Origin of the sequence: Mesorhizobium sp. AD1-1, from assembly GCF_020164655.1 — a bacterium.
Lineage (GTDB): Bacteria > Pseudomonadota > Alphaproteobacteria > Rhizobiales > Rhizobiaceae > Mesorhizobium > Mesorhizobium ciceri.
This window is the reverse complement of sequence record NZ_JAIUGP010000011.1, coordinates 52,212-69,007: the sequence shown is the minus strand read 5'-3', so window position 1 is coordinate 69,007 and position 16,796 is coordinate 52,212. Positions and strand designations below refer to the sequence as shown.

Below are 16,796 nucleotides of genomic sequence, written 5' to 3'. Positions count from 1 at the left end.
AGAAATGCGGCTCAATCAAGATGGCGAAATGCCCATGCGATGCGTGGAAGCGGCCTACTGGAACGCCGTTTCCGAAAAACTTCTGAGCTTGCGCGAATGCAGCCGTTCCATCGGCATTTCCGCGAGCTTCTCCATAGCCCTGATGCCGATGGTCAGGTGCTGCGCCACCTGGCGCTTGTAGAATTCGGTCGCCATGCCGGGCAGCTTCAACTCGCCATGCAGCGGTTTGTCCGAAACGCACAGCAGCGTGCCGTAGGGAACACGGAAGCGGAAGCCATTGGCGGCGATGGTCGCCGATTCCATGTCGAGTGCGATGGCGCGAGATTGCGACAGACGCTGTACCGGCCCACGCTGGTCGCGCAGCTCCCAGTTGCGATTGTCGATGGTGGCGACGGTGCCGGTGCGCATGATGCGCTTCAGGTCGTAGCCCGAAAGGCCGGTGACTTCGGCGACGGCTTCCTGCAACGCCACCTGGATCTCGGCCAGCGGCGGGATCGGCACCCAGACCGGAAGATCGTCGTCCAGCACGTGGTCCTCGCGCACATAGGCATGCGCCAGCACATAGTCGCCCAGCGCCTGCGTGTTGCGCAGGCCGGCGCAGTGACCGAGCATCACCCAGGCATGCGGCCTCAGCACCGCAATATGGTCGGTGATGGTCTTGGCGTTGGAAGGCCCGACGCCGATATTGACCATGGTGATGCCGCCATGTCCCGATTTCTTCAGGTGATAGGCCGGCATCTGCGGCAGGCGCGGCGGTGCAACGCCTTCGCTGGGCGCGCTCTGCCCGCCCTTGGTGATGACATTGCCCGGCTCGACGAACTCCGTGTATCCGCCGCCGCCATTGGCCATCAGGTCGCGGGCGCGGGCGACGAATTCGTCGATGTAGAACTGATAGTTGGTGAACAGCACGAAGTTCTGGAAATGCTGCGGCGTGGTTGCCGTATAGTGCGACAGCCGGTGCAGCGAATAGTCGATGCGCTGCGCCGTGAAGGGCGCCAGAGGCCTCGGCTCGCCGAAGGCGACTTCGAAGGTGCCGTTGGCGATCTGGTCGTCGGTGCCGTCGAGATCGGGCACGTCGAACAGGTCGCGGATCGGCCGCTTGATGCGCTCTGCCGTCGCGCCGTCGACATGGGTGCCTTCAAGGAAGGCGAAATGCAGCGGGATGGGTGTGGTCGATTCCGACACCGTGACCGCAACCCCATGATTGCGCATGATCAGGCGCAACTGCTCGACGAGGTAGCTTTCGAACAGGCCCGGCTGGGTGATGGTGGTGGAAAAATGCCCAGGCGTCGGCATATGCCCATAGGCCTGGCGCGAGTCGATCTGGGTGAATGAGTTGGTGGTGACGCCGATCTCCGGATAGAAGGCCCGGTAGCGCTTGCCATTATCACCGCCTGCTGCCGCCAATTCTGCGAAGGAGTCGCGCAGGAACCTGGTGTTGCGATCGTAAAGCGCCTGCAGTGCCTTGACGGCCTTTTCAGCGCTATCAAAGCTTTGCCGGCCAAAAGGCTCCGGCATGACGACAGATTCGATGGCTTGTGGGTAGATTCGCTTTTCCATGGCTCAATATAGAGACTTGGATCGGCACTTGGGAGGGGTGTCGCGACCGAAGGCGGCCAAAGCGCCGTTTTTCTTCAACCGCGCTGCAGGCTGACCAGAAGCACAAAGCCGACGCCGGACTTCTTCAGGGCCGGTGCGTCGATCGTCGAGCCGGCGTCAGCGCGCATCATCGGCACGGCCAGGACCGGAGCGGCCAGAACCGTCAGGATAAGCGCCGCCCGCGGCAGAAGCCGAAGGGTCTTGAGAACGTTGGCGGCGATGCGGTTCATGGCGTTCAGCTTTTCTTTTCGAGGTCTTGGTTTCTTTGTTCAGTTGCGAAGATGGGTGGGGCAGGCGAGGCGGCAGGTTCTGGAACTGGCTTCGTCCCAGGCGCGGGCCGGACGGCCCGCTTCAGCGACGAGGATGGCGAAGAACATTCCAAACAGGCTCACCAGCAGGCAGACGATGGTGAAGCGGCGAGCAAGCATTGGGTCGGTCTCCTTCAACACGCCGGAGAATGCCCTGATGCAACTGAACCGGCTCTGATGGCGGCGTTCATCTGCGGTTCAAGATGATTGACGGGGTTTCGACGGCGCCGGCGTCGGTTGGATAGCCGCCGGCCTCCATCGAGCATCACCGGCGCAGGATGTGTCGACAAAACGAAAACGGGGCCCGTCGGGGCCCCGTCATCAGGTCGGAAAGATGCGCTCGATCAGAGCTTGTGCCAGGTCTGGCTCTTGCAGATCAGCCCGCCGAGCACGCAGCCGCTCATCTTGAGAGAGGTGCCCGACAATGTCGCCTTGCCCGAATAGGTCTTGTCGTTTGCCGGATCGGTGATGTTGCCGGCATATTTGTTGTCGCCCGTCGCCTTGAGCGAGCCGATGGTCTTGCCGGCATATTTGCCGGACTTGAGCGTGATGGAAAACGAGCCGCCGCCAGCGATGGCTGCGGTGTCGCCGGCCTGCGTCTTCCAATTGCCCTCGATCGGATCGGCCCAGGCCGCACCGGCCATGATCAATGTGGCCGCAAGGGCCAGGCTCACTCTTCGAAACATGTCTTCCTCCCTTTAGATGTCCGGCCGGATGCTCCGCCTCGGTCTGCCGCTTACGCAAACGTAAGCTAATCCAGCTCCCGGCAAAACAAAAGCGGTGCCGCAACGGAAGACTTTCGGATTTTGAAGGGCCCCGAATGCGCCTCCTGGCCAAGGAAATGAAACGATCGGCGCATCGCCTTTGTCTCCTGTGGTTAGCGAAGTCTTGAATTGGCATCGGGAAATTTTCGTCAAATTTGACGCAAGCAGGCTGAATTGCTGGCTTTGTATCCTTAACGAATTTCCGCGTTTACCTCTTGTTTTAGCTTTGTTTTCCTCAAATTAAGCACGCCATTTAACGACGGATTCAAGCCTGCACGGCATTCTCGAAAGCATCGGAAGAGCAGCCGCCAAGGACGAAAGAAGGCAGCTCTCGGGAGCCTGACAGGGGCCGGAAACAGGGGATTGAAATGGCACGTTTTGAAATGCTTGAAGCAGGTTTCGGCGCCATGGGGGCAACTGCCCAGGCCGACATCCTTTTCGAACTGGGCATGATGTATGCGACCGGCCGCGATTGCGAGACCGATGTCGTTGCCGCCCACAAATGGTTCAACATCGCCGCCATCAAGGGCTCGGCCCGCGCCGCGGAACTGCGCTCGGAACTGTCGGCGGCCATGTCGAAGGTCGAGATCGCCACGGCGCTTCGCGAAGCCCGCGAATGGATGACCATGCACTGAAATCTGCCAATCGCAGACAGGCCTATCGAAGACAGGGAAGCTCCGGGATCAAGGCCGCACAGACGGCCGGACCCGGCGAAATTGAAGGCCGCGCAAGACGGTCACGAGGGCAAGAGAAAGAACGCGGCAGGCCGCAAGGCCCAGTCGTGCGCGACACAGGGAAGCTGAGCGGGATTTTTAGGGGCGGGGCGCCTGGAGATTGCTCGACGGGCAAAAAAGCCACGACCAGCCGGAACAAGGCTGGCGTGGCTTTTTGCGTGGATGACGTCTTGCAGGCCCAATCGAGCGGCGCCAATGCGCCTAGACAGGCCGAATGAAGGATGAAATTGTCCCGCCTCTCTGGAAGAAGCGTGGCCGGGGCGGCCGCGCGTGAGTGGAGGAGTTCTACCATCATGAAAAAATTGAGTATTTTGAACGCGGCCATATTCGGCCTGATGATGAGCACGCCGGTCGCATTCGCCGACGATATCACCTTTGCGGTGATCGGCCCGATGACCGGACAGCTCGCCACCATCGGCGATCAGTTCAAGCAGGGCGCACAGGCCGCTGCCGATGCGATCAACGCCGCTGGCGGCGTCAACGGGTCGATGATCAAGCTTGATATCGAAGACGACCAGTGCGATCCCAAGCAGGCGGTGTCGGTTGCCAACCGCGTCGTCGCCGATGGCGTCAAGTTCATCGACGGCCATGCCTGCTCGGGTTCGAGCATTCCGGCCTCGGCCGTCTATGCCGAAGCCGGCGCGCTGATGATGAGCCCGGCTTCTTCCAACCCGGTGCTGACCGACGCGGCCGCCAAGGCCGGCTGGCCGACGATCATGCGCCTTTATACGCGTGACGATGCGCAGGGCGCCTTCATCGGCCCATGGATCGCCAAGAAGTTCGCCGGCAAGAATGTCGTCGTCCTGCACGACAAGAGCGCCTACGGACAGGGCGTGGCTGACGCCGTCAGGGCAACGATGAATGCCGGCGGCCTCAAGGAGGTCTACTATGACGGCATCAACGCTGGCGAGAAGGACTATTCGGCTCTCGTTACCAAGCTCAAGGACTTGAAAGCCGACGTCGTCTATTTCGGCGGCTACCATCCTGAAGCTGGCCTGATCCTGCGTCAGTCGGCGGAACAGAACCTGAAGTTCCAGCTGATCATGCCGGACTCCATCGCCTCGCCGGAATTCTGGCAGGTCGCTGGCCCGGCCGGCGAGGGCACCATGTTCGTCTTCCCGTCGGATCCGCAGGCAAAGCCGGAAGCCAAGGCAGCCGTCGAGAAGATCAAGGCCGGCGGTTTCGTGCCGGAGGGCTTCACGCTGTTCTCATACGCCACCATCCAGGCATTCGCCGAAGGCATCAAGCGTGCCGGCAGCGACGATCCGGCCAAGGTTGCCGAGGCGCTGAAGAACGGCACGCCGATCAGCACCGTTGTCGGTAATGTCACCTTCGACGAGAAGGGCGATCTCAAGAATGCCAGCTACGACATCAACCAGTGGCATGACGGAAAATATGCGCCGATCGCGCAGTAATCGCCGGCCCGGCGACTGAATAGCATAGGGAAATGGCCGGGGTCGTCCCCGGCCATTTTCTTGTTTGCCCTGTAGTCTGCCTTTCGAACCGTCAGCTGGTTACAGCGGCCGAAGCGGCTTGTTCCTCGACGAACCGTACCAGCACCGTCCCGTCGGTCACCTGCACGCCCTCGGTGGCGATCTCGGCGATCACGCCGTCATGCGGCGCGGCGATGGTGTGTTCCATCTTCATCGCCTCCAGGATCAGCAGCGGCTGACCCTTGATCACGGCATCGCCCTTTCCCACGCGCACCAGCTTGACCAGTCCCGGCATCGGCGCGCGCAGGCTGCCTGAACCCGCCGCTGCCTCGTCGGCTCGTGCGAGCGGGTCCGGCACCGTAAAGGTGTAGCCGACGGCGCCTTCGAACACGGTGATGTGGCCTGGCCAGCGGGCGAGGCGTGGTGTTGAGCGAAAATCACGCGAATTGGTGTCGTCATAGGGCTTGTCCAGCGTCACCTGGAACCGCCCGTCATGCCGCACCGAAACTTTCGCCACGATTTCGTCTTCGCCAAACTTCAATCGTGTGCGTCGCGCCACGCTGTGGAAATGCGCATAACCGGCAAGCGACGACCACGGATCGTTGGGTGACGGCGATGCTCCGGCGCCGGAGGCCGCAACGGCCGCGGCAGCGATGGTTTCGCCGGTCGGCGGCGCGACCTCGGTCAGCGCCGTCTGGTGCCTGGCGATCAGGCTGGTGTCGACGTCGCCTGCGGCGAAATCCGGATCGGCGGCGAGAGCGGCAAGAAAGGCGGTGTTGACGGTCGAGCCGGCGATCTCGGTCCGGGATAGCGCCGCGCCAAGCGCCTCCAGAGCCGCCTGCCTGTCCGTTGCGTGGACGACCAGCTTGGCAATCATCGGGTCGTAATAGGGCGAGATGGCGTCACCCGCTCGCACGCCAGTCTCGATGCGAATCGTGGCGCCTTGCGGGGCCGCATCCGGAAATTTCAGATGATGCAGCGTACCGGTCGCCGGCAGGAACCCTTTTGCCGCGTCCTCGGCATAGATGCGCGCCTCGAAGGCATGGCCGACGAGCGCGATCTCGCTTTGCGTCTTGGGCAGCTTTTCGCCTGACGCGACCCGCAACTGCCACTCGACCAGGTCGGTGCCGGTGACCATTTCGGTGACCGGGTGCTCGACCTGCAGACGGGTGTTCATCTCCATGAACCAGAAGCGGTCGGCCTTCAGGCCCTGCGAGGCATCGACGATGAACTCGATGGTGCCGGCGCCTGAATAATTGATCGCCTTGGCGGCCTTCACTGCCGCCTCCGTCATCGCCTTGCGCAAAGCGGGCGTCATGCCGGGCGCCGGCGATTCCTCGATCACCTTCTGGTGGCGGCGCTGCGCCGAGCAATCGCGCTCGTAGAGATGCACGACATTGCCCAAATTGTCGCCGAAGACCTGCACTTCGACATGGCGCGGCTTGTCGACATATTTTTCGACCAGCACACGGTCGTCGCCGAACGCGGCTTTCGCCTCGCGCCGTGCGCTGGACAACGCCTCGGAAAACTCATCGGGATGCTCGACCCGGCGCATGCCCTTGCCGCCGCCGCCGGCGCGCGCCTTGATCAGCACTGGATAGCCGATCTCGCGCGCCTTGGAGGCAAGCAGCACGATCTCCTGCGCCTCGCCATGATAGCCCGGCACGACCGGCACGCCGGCCTTTTCCATCAGCCGCTTGGCGGCGTCCTTCAGCCCCATGGCACGGATAGAGGCCGCGGATGGGCCGATGAAAATAAGCCCCGCCGCTGTCACCTGGTCGACGAAATCGGGATTTTCCGACAGGAAGCCGTAGCCGGGATGAATGGCTTGCGCACCCGTTGCCAGGGCCGCCGCGATGATCTTGTCGCCGCGCAGATAGCTTTCGCCGACGGGCGAGGCGCCGATATGCACCGCCTCGTCGGCCATCTCGACATGCAGGGATTTTGCGTCGGCATCCGAATAGATGGCGACGGTACGCACGCCCAGCTTCCGAGCCGTACGGATGACACGGCAAGCGATCTCGCCGCGGTTGGCGATCAGGATCTTGGCGAACATGGAGCCTCCGCATGTAAGGTTCGAAGTCCATGGGAAGCATGGCGCTTGAACACCCCCCTCTGACCGGCAGGACAGAGGGGGGTGCTGTCTCGCGAGCCTTTTAAGCCCTCGGAGTAAACCTCTCCCTTACCAGGGAAGTGCTCTACCTTGCGGTCGGCTGTACCTACTTCGAGGCCGCGATCTCGCAACTGCCGCCGGTCGTGACTTTGTAGTGGCCGCGGGTGGACTGACAGGATTTCATCGCCAACTCTTCGGCCGTCTTTTGAGATGGTGCGTTGAGGTGGCCGCCGCAAACTATGTACGACGACATTATCCGTGCGTAGGGAGTGGTTGCGTACGCTGAATGGCCACCGGCCGCGACATAGGCCTTGTAGGCCTTGGTGCAGGGATCCTTGGGATTTCGCGGCAGGTACGGCGGGAAACGCTTGTCTCCCTCGCTTCCCGCCAGTGAGCCGGCCATGCCCGCGCCGCACGCCGCGATCGTCAGCAATCCGGCAAATATCGCCATGGCTGTTCGCTTGGAATTCGTGGATTTCATTTTGTCTTCCCCAAGGAGAAAAACCGGGCGCTTTCCGGTCTATTTGGACGCGGCGATGCTGCAGGCGCCGGCGACGGTAACCTTGTATTTGCTTTTGCTGGCCTGACAGGATTTCAGTGCCAGTTCCGCCGCCGCCTTTTGTGACGATGCATTCAGCTTCACGCCGCAAACGAAGTACTCGGTCGCCGGAACGATTGGCGTCGCCGCGAAAGCCGAATGGCCTGCGGCTGCGAGATACGCTGCATAGGCCTTCCCGCAGCCCCCGGTGGTTCCTATAGGAATGGTCACCGGGTAGCGCACGTCGCCCTTGCTGCCTGCCAGCGATCCGGCCATGGCAGCGGTGGAGGCCGCCACCATCAGCAAGCCTGCCACTATGGGGGTGGCTGCTCGTTTGAAGGTCCCGGATTTCATTCTGCTTCCCCCATTCGCAAAAAAGTCTCGGCCGGTTGCTTATTTCGATGACGAGATTGCGCAGCCGCCACTCGCGGTCTTGAGCTTCCACCGTGTCAACCCGGCCTGGCAATTGCGCAGCGCCGTCTCTTCCGCCGCCTTCTGGGACGGCGCGTTGAGCTTCGTCCCGCAGATGATGTAGAGGTCGACAACGCGCGAATAAAAGGTTGTGGCGTAGGCCGAATGGCCGCTCGCCGCGACGTAACCCTTGTAGGCAACGTTGCATTCGCCCGAACCCAAGGTCGGCGGAAAACGCACGTCTCCCTTGCGTCCTGCGAGCGATTCCGCCGAGCTGATGCCGGTCGCCGTTAATATTAGAAATGCGGAAAGTATCGAAGCAGCCGTTCCCTGGCAATATTTCAGTTTCATTTCCAGCCCGTCCCCATTGCCCCATGCTGGATAAACAGTAGCGAATATTTTGTCCCCCCGCCAGTTCACTGTTTGAGATTCGAAGCCGCCTATACTGACCAATCGCTTGGTCCATACAGTTCAGCCTTTTCACACGGCAGCAACGGCCTGCCGGTATAGTTCCGCCGTTTGGCTGTCGAAGTTGACCGTCCATTCTCACATCCGAAACACGCCAAAGCGCGTGTCCTCGATTTCGGCGTTGAGCGCGGCCGACAGGCTGAGCGCCAGCACGTCGCGCGTCTTTGCAGGATCGATGATACCGTCGTCCCAGAGGCGTGCGGACGAATAGAGCGGATGGCCCTCATGCTCGTATTTCATCAGGATAGGCTTCTTGAATTTCGCCTCTTCCTCGGCGCTCCATTCTCCGCCCTTGCGCTCGATGCCTTCGCGTTTGACCATGGCAAGCACCGTTGCCGCCTGTTCGCCGCCCATCACCGAGATGCGGGCGTTCGGCCACATCCACAGGAAGCGCGGTGAATAGGCGCGGCCGCACATGCCGTAATTGCCGGCGCCGAACGAACCGCCGATGATGACAGTCACCTTCGGCACCCTGGCGGTGGCAACCGCCATCACCAGCTTGGCGCCATCCTTGGCGATGCCGCCTGCTTCATATTTTCGACCGACCATGAAGCCGGTGATGTTCTGCAGGAAGACCAATGGAATTTTGCGCTGGCAGCACAGTTCGATGAAGTGCGCGCCCTTCAGCGCGCTTTCGGAAAACAGCACGCCGTTGTTGGCGATGATGCCGACCGGCACGCCATGGAGATGGGCAAAGCCGGTGATCAGCGTGGTGCCGTAATTCTGCTTGAACTCGTCGAATTCGGAACCGTCGACGACGCGCGCGATGACCTCGCGCGCGTCATAGGGCTGGCGCAGGTCGGTCGGCACGATGCCATAAAGTTCATCCGCCGGATGAAGCGGCGGAATCGCTCTCCTAGAGTTCAGGCTTACAGTCTTGTTCCGATTCAGGTTCTTGACGATGCGCCGGCAGATGGCGAGGGCATGGTCGTCGTCCAGCGCATAGTGGTCGGCAACACCGGAAAGCCTGGTGTGCACATCCGCACCGCCGAGATCCTCGGCACTGACATCCTCGCCCGTCGCCGCCTTCACCAGCGGCGGGCCGCCGAGGAAGATGGTTGCCTGATTGCGCACCATGATCGTCTCGTCGGACATTGCCGGCACATAGGCGCCGCCCGCCGTGCACGAACCCATGACGCAGGCGATCTGCGGAATGCCTGATGCCGACATGTTGGCCTGGTTGTAGAAGATGCGGCCGAAATGCTCGCGGTCGGGAAACACCTCGTCCTGGTTGGGCAGATTGGCGCCGCCGCTGTCGACGAGGTAGATGCAGGGAAGATTGTTCTGCAGTGCGATCTCCTGCGCCCGCAAATGCTTCTTCACGGTCAGCGGATAATAGGTGCCGCCCTTCACGGTGGCGTCGTTGACGACGACCATCACCTCGGTGCCTTCGACGCGGCCGATGCCGGCGATCATGCCGGCCGAAGAGATCTCCTCGCCATACATCGACCATGCCGCGAACTGGCCGATCTCGAGGAAGGGTGAGCCGACATCCAGCAATTGCGCAAGGCGCTCGCGCGGCAGAAGCTTGCCGCGCGAGACATGGCGCTCACGCGCTTCCTCCGAACCGCCGAGCTCGACGGTGGCGGCCTTTTCCGCAATGTCGGCGACCAGCGCCCGCATGCGCTCGGCGTTGGCACGGAAGGTTTCGGAGGAGGGGGAGATCTGGGTTTGCAACGTGGCCATACCTACACCCCCTCCGCCATGATCTCGCGGCCGATCAGCCAGCGGCGGATTTCGCTGGTGCCGGCGCCGATCTCGTAGAGCTTGGCATCGCGCAACAGGCGGCCGGTTGGATAGTCGTTGATGTAGCCGTTGCCGCCAAGCAGCTGGATGGCGTCGAGCGCCATCAGCGTCGCCTTCTCGGCGGCAAACAGCACGCAGCCGGCGGCATCCTTGCGCGTCGTCTGGCCACGATCGCAGGCGGCGGCGACGGCATAGACATAGGCGCGCGCGGCATTCAGCGTCGTGTACATGTCGGCCAGCTTGCCCTGCACCAGTTGGAACTCGCCGATCGCCTGTCCGAACTGCTTGCGCTCATGCACATAGGGGATTGCCACGTCGAGGCACGCCGCCATCAGGCCGATCGGGCCGCCGGCAAGCACCGTGCGCTCATAGTCTAGGCCAGACATCAGCACTTCGACGCCGCGCCCTTCCTCATGCAGCACGTTGTCGAAGGGCACCTCGACATCCCTAAACACCAGCTCGCCGGTGTTGGAGCCGCGCATGCCGAGCTTGTCGAGCTTTTGCGCCACGGAAAATCCGGCAAAAGCCTTCTCGACGATGAAGGCGGTGATGCCGCGCGATTTCTGGTCCGGATCCGTCTTGGCATAGACCACCAGCGTCTCGGCGTCCGGCCCGTTGGTGATCCACATCTTGGTGCCGTTGAGCACGTAGCGGTCATTGCGCTTTTCGGCGCGCAGCTTCAGCGAGACGACGTCCGAGCCGGCGCCGGATTCCGACATCGCCAGCGCGCCGACTCGCTCGCCCGAGCACAGCGGCGGCAGGTATTTTTCCTTCTGCGCCTGCGTCGCCCAGCGGTTGATCTGGTTGACGCAGAGGTTGGAATGGGCACCGTAGGAGAGGCCGACCGAGGCCGAAGCGCGCGAAATCTCCTCGACGGCGATCACATGGGCGAGATAGCCCATGCCGCTGCCGCCGAAATCGGGGTCGGCGGTGATGCCGAGCAGGCCGAGCGCACCGAATTCGCCCCACAGATGCGCCGGGAATTCATTCGAGCGATCGATGTCGGCGGCGATCGGCGCGATCCGGTCCTGGGCAAAGCGCCGCACCATGTCGCGCAGTGCCTCGATCTCTTCGTCATGCCCGAAGCTGAGCGTGTTGGTGTACATTTTTCTCCTCCCTGCGCATGACCTCGAAAATCGACTTTGATTTCGGAAAGGGATCATGCGCGAATCAAAATGCTGCAGCGTCCTTTGCGCGTCCGAAGGGACGCGCGGCGCCGTAGGCGTCGATCTTCGCGCCGACGAGCCGCATTGTCATTGAAAGATATGTTGTGGTCACTTCAGCGATCGACAGCCGTTCGCCCGGCCGAAACCAGACGATGACGCCGGTCATCATCTGGATCAGCGCCATGGCGGTCAGCCCGGTGTCGTCGATGCTGAAGGTGCCCGTCTCGGCGCCGTCGCGCAGGATGGTGCGCAGCTCCTTCTCGTAGGCCGTGCGCATGCGCAGGATCTGCGTCAGCCTTTCCGGCGACAGGCTGCGCAATTCCATGTTCGACACATGCGTGGCGTGCCGTCGCTCGATGTGGAAAGTGATGTGGTTTTCGACATAGGCCGAAAGCCGCTGCACGGGATCCGCATTAACCGGGCGAGCTGTTTCCCACGCTTCGGTCAAACCTTCCATGTGCTCGCGCATCAGCGTGAACAGAAGCTCTTCCTTGGTCGGAAAGTAGCGGTAGAGTGCGGCCGCCTGTACGCCGACCTCGGCGGCGAGCTGTCGCATCGACATCGCCTCGTAGCCAAAACGCGCGATCAGATTGACCGCCGCCTCACGAATGGTCGCTTCGGTCTTTTCGCCATCAGACCCGGCGGTGCGTGCCATGTCAGCTCCTCTGCGGAGCAATAATAAAACGAACGTTTAATTAATTCAAGGCGCTCAATCCAGATCCGCCTTCATGCCACGATCCTGAACCCAACAGAGGCGTTTTCTGTCTCCAACTCCTCGACGTCGACCTTGGAAACCAAAGCCCCGGCCGGCCCTTTCCACAGGCGCTCGATCATTGTCGAGACCGCCTCATCGAGGCCTGCGATCTCGGCCGTTACGGACCCGTCCGCTTCATTGCAAACCCAGCCCGCAAGACTAAGGCCCGTGGCCTCATCCCGGGCCCAGGCTCTGAAGCCGACGCCTTGCACGTTACCGTAGACGCGTGCGTGCACTTTCCTGCGATGACCAGCCATGAATCTCTCCAAGCCTGTCTCGTTTTGAATCTGGCGCACGACCTGAGGAATGCAACCTGCGCGCGGACGCAATAGCTGGGCCTTCCGGCTTTAGCTGGCCTTCTGGCCTTGAATTTAATTGACTCAGTCCACTAATTTAGGATAATGGAACTGCTTTATTAGGAGCTGGCCGCAAATGTTGGACGAACGCAACGCATTGGTGGCCGATGTCCGGCGCTTCAATCGCTTCTACACGCGCACTGTCGGCCTTCTCGACGAGACGCTGACACAAAGTGCATTCACTTTGACCGAGGCGCGCGTGCTGTTCGAACTGGGTCACCGCAGCAACCCGGCTTCCGCCGAAATCGCCGGCGAGCGAGGTTTCCTGGTTGGTGCTTTTCGGCTGGAGAATGGCCCGGCGGCCTCCGAAATATCGAGACAGTTGCGTGTCGATGCCGCCTATCTGACGCGGATCCTGCGCAAGTTCGCGGGCCAGGGGCTGACCGAGGCCAGAACGGACCCGGCTGACCGGCGCCGAAGGGTCCTCTCGCTGACCGCAAGGGGCGAGGCAGCGCTTGCCAGGCTGCAGGCGGCGGCCGATCGGGATACGGCGCGGCTGATCGAAAGCGTACCCGACGACAGGTTGCATGAACTGCGCAGCGCCTTGCGCAAGGCGGGGGAATTGCTGGGTGATCCCACCCGTGAAAGCGGTGAGGTGACGTTGCGGCCGCACCGCGTCGGCGATGTCGGCTGGGTCGTGCAGCGCCAGGCCCAACTTTATGCCGAGGAATATGGCTGGACGATCGAGTTCGAGGCCATGCTCGCCGAGATCGGCGCCGATTTCATTCGCAATTTCGTGCCCGGCCGCGATTTCTGCTGGATCGCCGAGCGCGGTGGTCAGCCGGTCGGCGCGGTGTTCCTGGTTCATCACGATGATAAGGTGGCCAAGCTGAGAATGCTGCATGTCGAGGCGTCGGCGCGCGGCTTCGGCATCGGCAAACGACTGGTGGCGGAATGCGTGAACCAGGCCCGGGCTTGCGGCTACACCAAGCTGGTTCTGTGGACCAACGACATCCTCGTTGCGGCGCGCGCGATCTACGAACGTGCCGGCTTCAGGCTAGTCTCGCAGGAGCACCACCGCAGCTTCGGCAAGGATCTGACCGGCCAGACCTGGGAAATGGATTTGTAGGCGGCTTTTGCTGCCGGTTGCGCGCCAGCGGTATCCTAATTGCCCCGCGCCGCCGCCAAAGCACCGGGAAGTTCCTCGGCAAAAATGTCGAGCTCGTGATCGAGGCCGACGCTGACGCGGATGCAGCGGTCGAGCCGTGGCACCATCGGCTTGCGGATGAAGACGTCGCGTGACAGCAGGGCTTGCAGAACTTTCAGCGCGAAGGCGCCATCGCCGCAGCAATCGATGGTGACGAAATTGGTCGCCGACGCCAGTGGCTTCAGCCCGTTCGCCTCGGCAATGCCGGCGATGCGTCGGCGGCCGGCCGCGACCCGCGCCACCACGCTTTGCAGATAGTGCTGATCGGCGAGCGCCTCGACGCCGGCGATCTGCGCCATGCGGCTGACGCCGTAATGGTTGCGGATCTTCTCGAAGTCGCGGATCACCTGGGCCTCGGCGATCGCATAGCCGCAGCGTATGCCCGCCAGCCCGTACGCCTTCGAGAAGGTTCGCATGCGGATGACGTTTGGCCTGGAGATATCGATCGGCGGCAGCGCCGAGGCCGGCCCGAGTTCGCCATAGGCCTCGTCGAGCACCAGCATGGTGGTTTCCGGCAGCGCCTCGATGAAGCGGATGATCTCGCTCGCCTCCCACCAACTGCCCATCGGATTGTCGGGGTTGGAGAGATAGACCAGCGGGGCCTTGTCCCTGCGCACCGCCGCCAGCAGGCCATCCAGGCTTTCCCGGTCGTCCTCGTAAGGGACCGTCACCAGTCGTCCGCCGACACCGGCGATGTGGAAGTTGAAGGTCGGATAAGCGCCGAGCGATGTGACCACAGCATCGCCGGGCGCCACATACATGCGTGCCACCAGAGCGAGCAGGCCATCTATGCCTTCGCCGACAACGACGTTCTCTGCTTTTACGCCGTGATGCGCGGCTACCGCCACCTTCAGATCGTGATTGTCGGGATCGCAATACATCCACATGTCGCCGGCGATCTCGGCCATGCGGGCGATGACGCGCGGCGAGGGACCAAAGCTGCTCTCATTGGCGCCGATGCGGGCGCGAAAAGCGCGGCCACGCTCGCGCTCCTGCGCTTCGGGGCCGACAAACGGCACCGTCGAGGGAAGCGCTGCGATGAGCGGCATGAGGGGAGGGCGCTGATGCATGGTGGAAGCTCGCTTGAAAGGGCCTTCTTGCTAGCGCGCCGGATGGGTCGGTGCAAGTTGCCGCTGGGCAGATCCGTAACGCTGGATTCTTTCGGCCGCTTTTGCTAGCGAGACGTGATGAACAACCGTCTGCCGCCTGCTTGGTCAAAGCACATCAAGCCCGGACCCGCGCCGAAAGCGAAGGGGCCGATACTCAAGCCGACAATGAGCCAAGGAAACGCTCAATCGCGAGCGCAGGCCGACGAAGCGCTGCTGAACCAGGCCTATGCCCTTCAGCAGGCCCAGCGGCTCGACGAGGCCCAGGATCTGTGCCTTCGGGTGCTGGCGCGCACGCCAAACCATCCGCTCGCTCTGTATATCCTGGGGACCCTATACCAGCGTTACGATGACGAGATGGCCTTGCGGTATTTCGCGCGGGCGGTCGGCGAGGAACCTAAAAACCCCTACTACCACCTCAGCCTGGGCGAGGCCTATGCGAAGGTCAGCGAATATTCGCCAGCCATCAGGCATATGCTGTATGCTTTGGAACTGCAGCCCGGCCTTATCGAGGTGCTTTGTGCCCTGGGGCACGCCTACACCAAGTTTGACAAACCCGGCATGGCTTTGCCGCTCTACGAGAAGGCGCTCAAGATCAACCGCGATCATCCCAAAGTGCGGGCGGGGCTGGCCAGTGCGCTCAGCGGCCTGGGGCGCATGGATGAGGCCGCCGCCTGTCTGAAAGAAGCAATCGGACGTCGCATCGACGTGCCGACTGCCTACAACGACCTTGTGCAGACGAAAAAATTCACCGAAGAGCCGGAGGAACTCCAATCCATCCTGCGTGAACTCGGCAATCCCAAGCTTGATCCGGACAGTGCTTACAAGCTCCATCACGCTGCCGGCAAGGTGCTGAACGACCTCAAGCGCTACAGTGAGGCATTCGACCATTTCAACAGGGCGAAACGGGCCTCCGGCTACATCTTCGATATCAATCTGTATCGCCGCTGGATCGACTCCCTGATTGAAACCTTCACGCCGGACTTTCTGGCGGCCAGGGCCGGCTATGGAAATCCTTCCGAAGTGCCTGTGTTCGTGGTCGGCATGCCGCGGTCGGGCACAACGCTCACGGAACAGATCTGCGCCAGCCATCCCGATGTTCAAGGGGCAGGCGAGCTTAACAAATTGAGGCGGGTCGCCAATGCAATCGGCCTTAAAACCTCATCGGCCGGCGATTTGAGCCGGCCGGCCATGTCGGTCACGCAAGACCTGTCCAGAACGCTGGCGGAAGAGCATCTGTCCTACCTTAGGGAGTGGGCGCCTGCCGCGCTTCGCGTGGTCGACAAGATGCCGCACAATTTTGAAATGATCGGCCTTATCGGTCTTCTCTTTCCCAACGCGCGCATCATTCATTGCCGCCGTGACGCCATCGACAATTGCGTCTCTTGCTTTGTCCAGACCTTCAACAAAGGACACAGCTACAATACTGATTTGCGGATACTGGGTCTGTACTATCGTGAGTATGACCGACTGATGCGCCATTGGAACGAGGTTTTTCCAGGCCTTATATTCGAAAATCGCTACGAAACGCTGGTCGAGGATCAGGAGGCGCAGTCACGCCGCCTCATAGATTACCTTGGGCTGCCCTGGGATGACGCCTGCCTGCGTTTTTTCGACAGGGATGGTTCGGTCAACACGCCCAGCCGCTGGCAGGTCCGCCAACCGATCTATACATCGTCGGTCAAGCGCTGGAAAAATTATGAAAATGAAATTCAGCCGCTGATTGATGCATTGGGCGACCTGGCGGACAAATAATCCGTCGACTGTGAACAATCCGGACCTAAGCGGCGACCGACCTGGGTCGGAGGTGAGGCAGGGTGATCTAGAGCGACAAAAATCTCTTCAGCCATATGAGCAGGGAGGAGAAGTCATAGCCGGCGGCTGCCAGGATGGCGTTGAGGGCATCGCCTGCTAGCCGGAGAGGTAGTTGCGGCCCATTCTGTGTTCGCTCTTGATGTTGCCGGGCTCGACCGCGAGCGCCGCCGCATCTGGCGCTTGATGCTTCTGGCCGGCGGTGAAGGCCTTGCCAGACCAATGGCTTGTGGATAGTTCGCGGTCGACCAATCCAATTCCGAAATTTGCTACGAACTTTGCGGCAAGGCGTCCGTGAGCTTCGCTGTTGAGGCCGAACCAAAGGTAAGACAGCGAACTGC

Annotated in this window: 17 protein-coding genes and 1 pseudogene; 4 read left to right on the top strand and 14 right to left on the bottom strand. The window is 61.7% G+C overall.

The window, feature by feature from the left end; all coding sequences use genetic code 11:
- Positions 1-54: 54 nt before the first annotated feature.
- The 4 genes from LB519_RS20570 to LB519_RS20555 all read right to left on the bottom strand — a co-directional run bounded on the left by LB519_RS20570 (position 55) and on the right by LB519_RS20555 (position 2,593).
- Positions 55-1,518, bottom strand: coding sequence for an AMP nucleosidase (locus LB519_RS20570; protein ID WP_128278158.1), 1,464 nt, complete (start codon positions 1,516-1,518; stop codon positions 55-57).
- Between the two features lie 116 nt (positions 1,519-1,634).
- Entirely contained in the window at positions 1,635-1,829 is a 195-nt protein-coding gene (locus tag LB519_RS20565) for a hypothetical protein (protein ID WP_013532616.1), read from the bottom strand.
- A 39-nt stretch (positions 1,830-1,868) separates the two neighbouring features.
- Complete coding sequence (locus LB519_RS20560) at positions 1,869-2,027, bottom strand: hypothetical protein (protein WP_023812838.1); 159 nt, start codon at positions 2,025-2,027, stop codon at positions 1,869-1,871.
- Positions 2,028-2,251: 224 nt separating this feature from the next.
- Positions 2,252-2,593 (bottom strand): DUF2147 domain-containing protein, encoded by a 342-nt coding sequence (locus LB519_RS20555; RefSeq protein WP_013532615.1) that lies wholly within the window; start codon positions 2,591-2,593, stop codon positions 2,252-2,254.
- 446 nt (positions 2,594-3,039) lie between these two features.
- Here LB519_RS20555 and LB519_RS20550 point away from each other — a divergent pair, with 446 nt between their 5' ends.
- The gene (locus LB519_RS20550) at positions 3,040-3,306 is read left to right on the top strand and encodes an SEL1-like repeat protein (protein WP_013532614.1); all 267 of its coding nucleotides are present in this window, start codon (positions 3,040-3,042) and stop codon (positions 3,304-3,306) included.
- A 392-nt stretch (positions 3,307-3,698) separates the two neighbouring features.
- The gene (locus LB519_RS20545; protein ID WP_013532613.1) at positions 3,699-4,820 is read left to right on the top strand and encodes an ABC transporter substrate-binding protein; all 1,122 of its coding nucleotides are present in this window, start codon (positions 3,699-3,701) and stop codon (positions 4,818-4,820) included.
- A gap of 91 nt (positions 4,821-4,911) precedes the next feature.
- On the opposite strand, the gene LB519_RS20540 is transcribed toward LB519_RS20545, so the two are convergent.
- The 8 genes from LB519_RS20540 to LB519_RS20505 all read right to left on the bottom strand — a co-directional run bounded on the left by LB519_RS20540 (position 4,912) and on the right by LB519_RS20505 (position 12,291).
- Positions 4,912-6,894 carry an acetyl/propionyl/methylcrotonyl-CoA carboxylase subunit alpha gene (locus tag LB519_RS20540; RefSeq protein ID WP_224621007.1) on the bottom strand — a complete coding sequence of 661 codons (1,983 nt, stop codon included), beginning with the start codon at positions 6,892-6,894 and terminating at the stop codon, positions 4,912-4,914.
- 163 nt (positions 6,895-7,057) lie between these two features.
- The gene (locus LB519_RS20535) at positions 7,058-7,432 is read right to left on the bottom strand and encodes a hypothetical protein (protein ID WP_164753856.1); all 375 of its coding nucleotides are present in this window, start codon (positions 7,430-7,432) and stop codon (positions 7,058-7,060) included.
- 39 nt (positions 7,433-7,471) lie between these two features.
- Positions 7,472-7,843, bottom strand: coding sequence for a hypothetical protein (locus tag LB519_RS20530; protein WP_224621006.1), 372 nt, complete (start codon positions 7,841-7,843; stop codon positions 7,472-7,474).
- 39 nt (positions 7,844-7,882) lie between these two features.
- The gene (locus LB519_RS20525; protein ID WP_318011939.1) at positions 7,883-8,353 is read right to left on the bottom strand and encodes a hypothetical protein; all 471 of its coding nucleotides are present in this window, start codon (positions 8,351-8,353) and stop codon (positions 7,883-7,885) included.
- Positions 8,354-8,446: 93 nt separating this feature from the next.
- Positions 8,447-10,054 carry a carboxyl transferase domain-containing protein gene (locus tag LB519_RS20520; RefSeq protein ID WP_064993367.1) on the bottom strand — a complete coding sequence of 536 codons (1,608 nt, stop codon included), beginning with the start codon at positions 10,052-10,054 and terminating at the stop codon, positions 8,447-8,449.
- A gap of 2 nt (positions 10,055-10,056) precedes the next feature.
- Positions 10,057-11,220: an isovaleryl-CoA dehydrogenase gene (locus LB519_RS20515; RefSeq protein ID WP_013532607.1), complete on the bottom strand. Its 1,164-nt coding sequence runs from the start codon at positions 11,218-11,220 to the stop codon at positions 10,057-10,059.
- Between the two features lie 64 nt (positions 11,221-11,284).
- Entirely contained in the window at positions 11,285-11,935 is a 651-nt protein-coding gene (locus LB519_RS20510) for a TetR/AcrR family transcriptional regulator (RefSeq protein ID WP_013532606.1), read from the bottom strand.
- A 71-nt stretch (positions 11,936-12,006) separates the two neighbouring features.
- On the bottom strand, positions 12,007-12,291 hold the full coding sequence (locus LB519_RS20505; protein ID WP_224621005.1) for an acylphosphatase: 285 nt from the start codon (positions 12,289-12,291) through the stop codon (positions 12,007-12,009).
- 175 nt (positions 12,292-12,466) lie between these two features.
- Between LB519_RS20505 and LB519_RS20500 the strand changes: the two genes are divergently transcribed.
- Positions 12,467-13,459, top strand: a complete 993-nt coding sequence (locus LB519_RS20500) for a helix-turn-helix domain-containing GNAT family N-acetyltransferase (protein WP_224621004.1) — start codon at positions 12,467-12,469, stop codon at positions 13,457-13,459.
- Positions 13,460-13,494: 35 nt separating this feature from the next.
- On the opposite strand, the gene LB519_RS20495 is transcribed toward LB519_RS20500, so the two are convergent.
- Positions 13,495-14,607 carry a pyridoxal phosphate-dependent aminotransferase gene (locus LB519_RS20495; RefSeq protein WP_224621003.1) on the bottom strand — a complete coding sequence of 371 codons (1,113 nt, stop codon included), beginning with the start codon at positions 14,605-14,607 and terminating at the stop codon, positions 13,495-13,497.
- Between the two features lie 117 nt (positions 14,608-14,724).
- Here LB519_RS20495 and LB519_RS20490 point away from each other — a divergent pair, with 117 nt between their 5' ends.
- Positions 14,725-16,398, top strand: coding sequence for a tetratricopeptide repeat-containing sulfotransferase family protein (locus tag LB519_RS20490; protein ID WP_224621001.1), 1,674 nt, complete (start codon positions 14,725-14,727; stop codon positions 16,396-16,398).
- Positions 16,399-16,465: 67 nt separating this feature from the next.
- On the opposite strand, the pseudogene LB519_RS20485 reads toward LB519_RS20490, so the two are convergent.
- Positions 16,466-16,646, bottom strand: a pseudogene (locus LB519_RS20485) (IS5/IS1182 family transposase); the annotation flags it as partial.
- Positions 16,647-16,796 lie beyond the last annotated feature (150 nt).

Excerpts from the sequence above, each read along its gene's own strand:
- LB519_RS20570 (WP_128278158.1), bottom strand. The coding sequence starts at position 1,518 with ATGCCGGAGCCTTTTGGCCGGCAAAGCTTTGATAGCGCTGAAAAGGCC.
- LB519_RS20565 (WP_013532616.1), bottom strand. The coding sequence starts at position 1,829 with ATGAACCGCATCGCCGCCAACGTTCTCAAGACCCTTCGGCTTCTGCCG.
- LB519_RS20560 (WP_023812838.1), bottom strand. The coding sequence starts at position 2,027 with ATGCTTGCTCGCCGCTTCACCATCGTCTGCCTGCTGGTGAGCCTGTTT.
- LB519_RS20555 (WP_013532615.1), bottom strand. The coding sequence starts at position 2,593 with ATGTTTCGAAGAGTGAGCCTGGCCCTTGCGGCCACATTGATCATGGCC.
- LB519_RS20550 (WP_013532614.1), top strand. The coding sequence starts at position 3,040 with ATGGCACGTTTTGAAATGCTTGAAGCAGGTTTCGGCGCCATGGGGGCA.
- LB519_RS20545 (WP_013532613.1), top strand. The coding sequence starts at position 3,699 with ATGAAAAAATTGAGTATTTTGAACGCGGCCATATTCGGCCTGATGATG.
- LB519_RS20540 (WP_224621007.1), bottom strand. The coding sequence starts at position 6,894 with ATGTTCGCCAAGATCCTGATCGCCAACCGCGGCGAGATCGCTTGCCGT.
- LB519_RS20535 (WP_164753856.1), bottom strand. The coding sequence starts at position 7,432 with ATGAAATCCACGAATTCCAAGCGAACAGCCATGGCGATATTTGCCGGA.
- LB519_RS20530 (WP_224621006.1), bottom strand. The coding sequence starts at position 7,843 with ATGAAATCCGGGACCTTCAAACGAGCAGCCACCCCCATAGTGGCAGGC.
- LB519_RS20520 (WP_064993367.1), bottom strand. The coding sequence starts at position 10,054 with ATGGCCACGTTGCAAACCCAGATCTCCCCCTCCTCCGAAACCTTCCGT.
- LB519_RS20515 (WP_013532607.1), bottom strand. The coding sequence starts at position 11,220 with ATGTACACCAACACGCTCAGCTTCGGGCATGACGAAGAGATCGAGGCA.
- LB519_RS20510 (WP_013532606.1), bottom strand. The coding sequence starts at position 11,935 with ATGGCACGCACCGCCGGGTCTGATGGCGAAAAGACCGAAGCGACCATT.
- LB519_RS20505 (WP_224621005.1), bottom strand. The coding sequence starts at position 12,291 with ATGGCTGGTCATCGCAGGAAAGTGCACGCACGCGTCTACGGTAACGTG.
- LB519_RS20500 (WP_224621004.1), top strand. The coding sequence starts at position 12,467 with ATGTTGGACGAACGCAACGCATTGGTGGCCGATGTCCGGCGCTTCAAT.
- LB519_RS20495 (WP_224621003.1), bottom strand. The coding sequence starts at position 14,607 with ATGCATCAGCGCCCTCCCCTCATGCCGCTCATCGCAGCGCTTCCCTCG.
- LB519_RS20490 (WP_224621001.1), top strand. The coding sequence starts at position 14,725 with ATGAACAACCGTCTGCCGCCTGCTTGGTCAAAGCACATCAAGCCCGGA.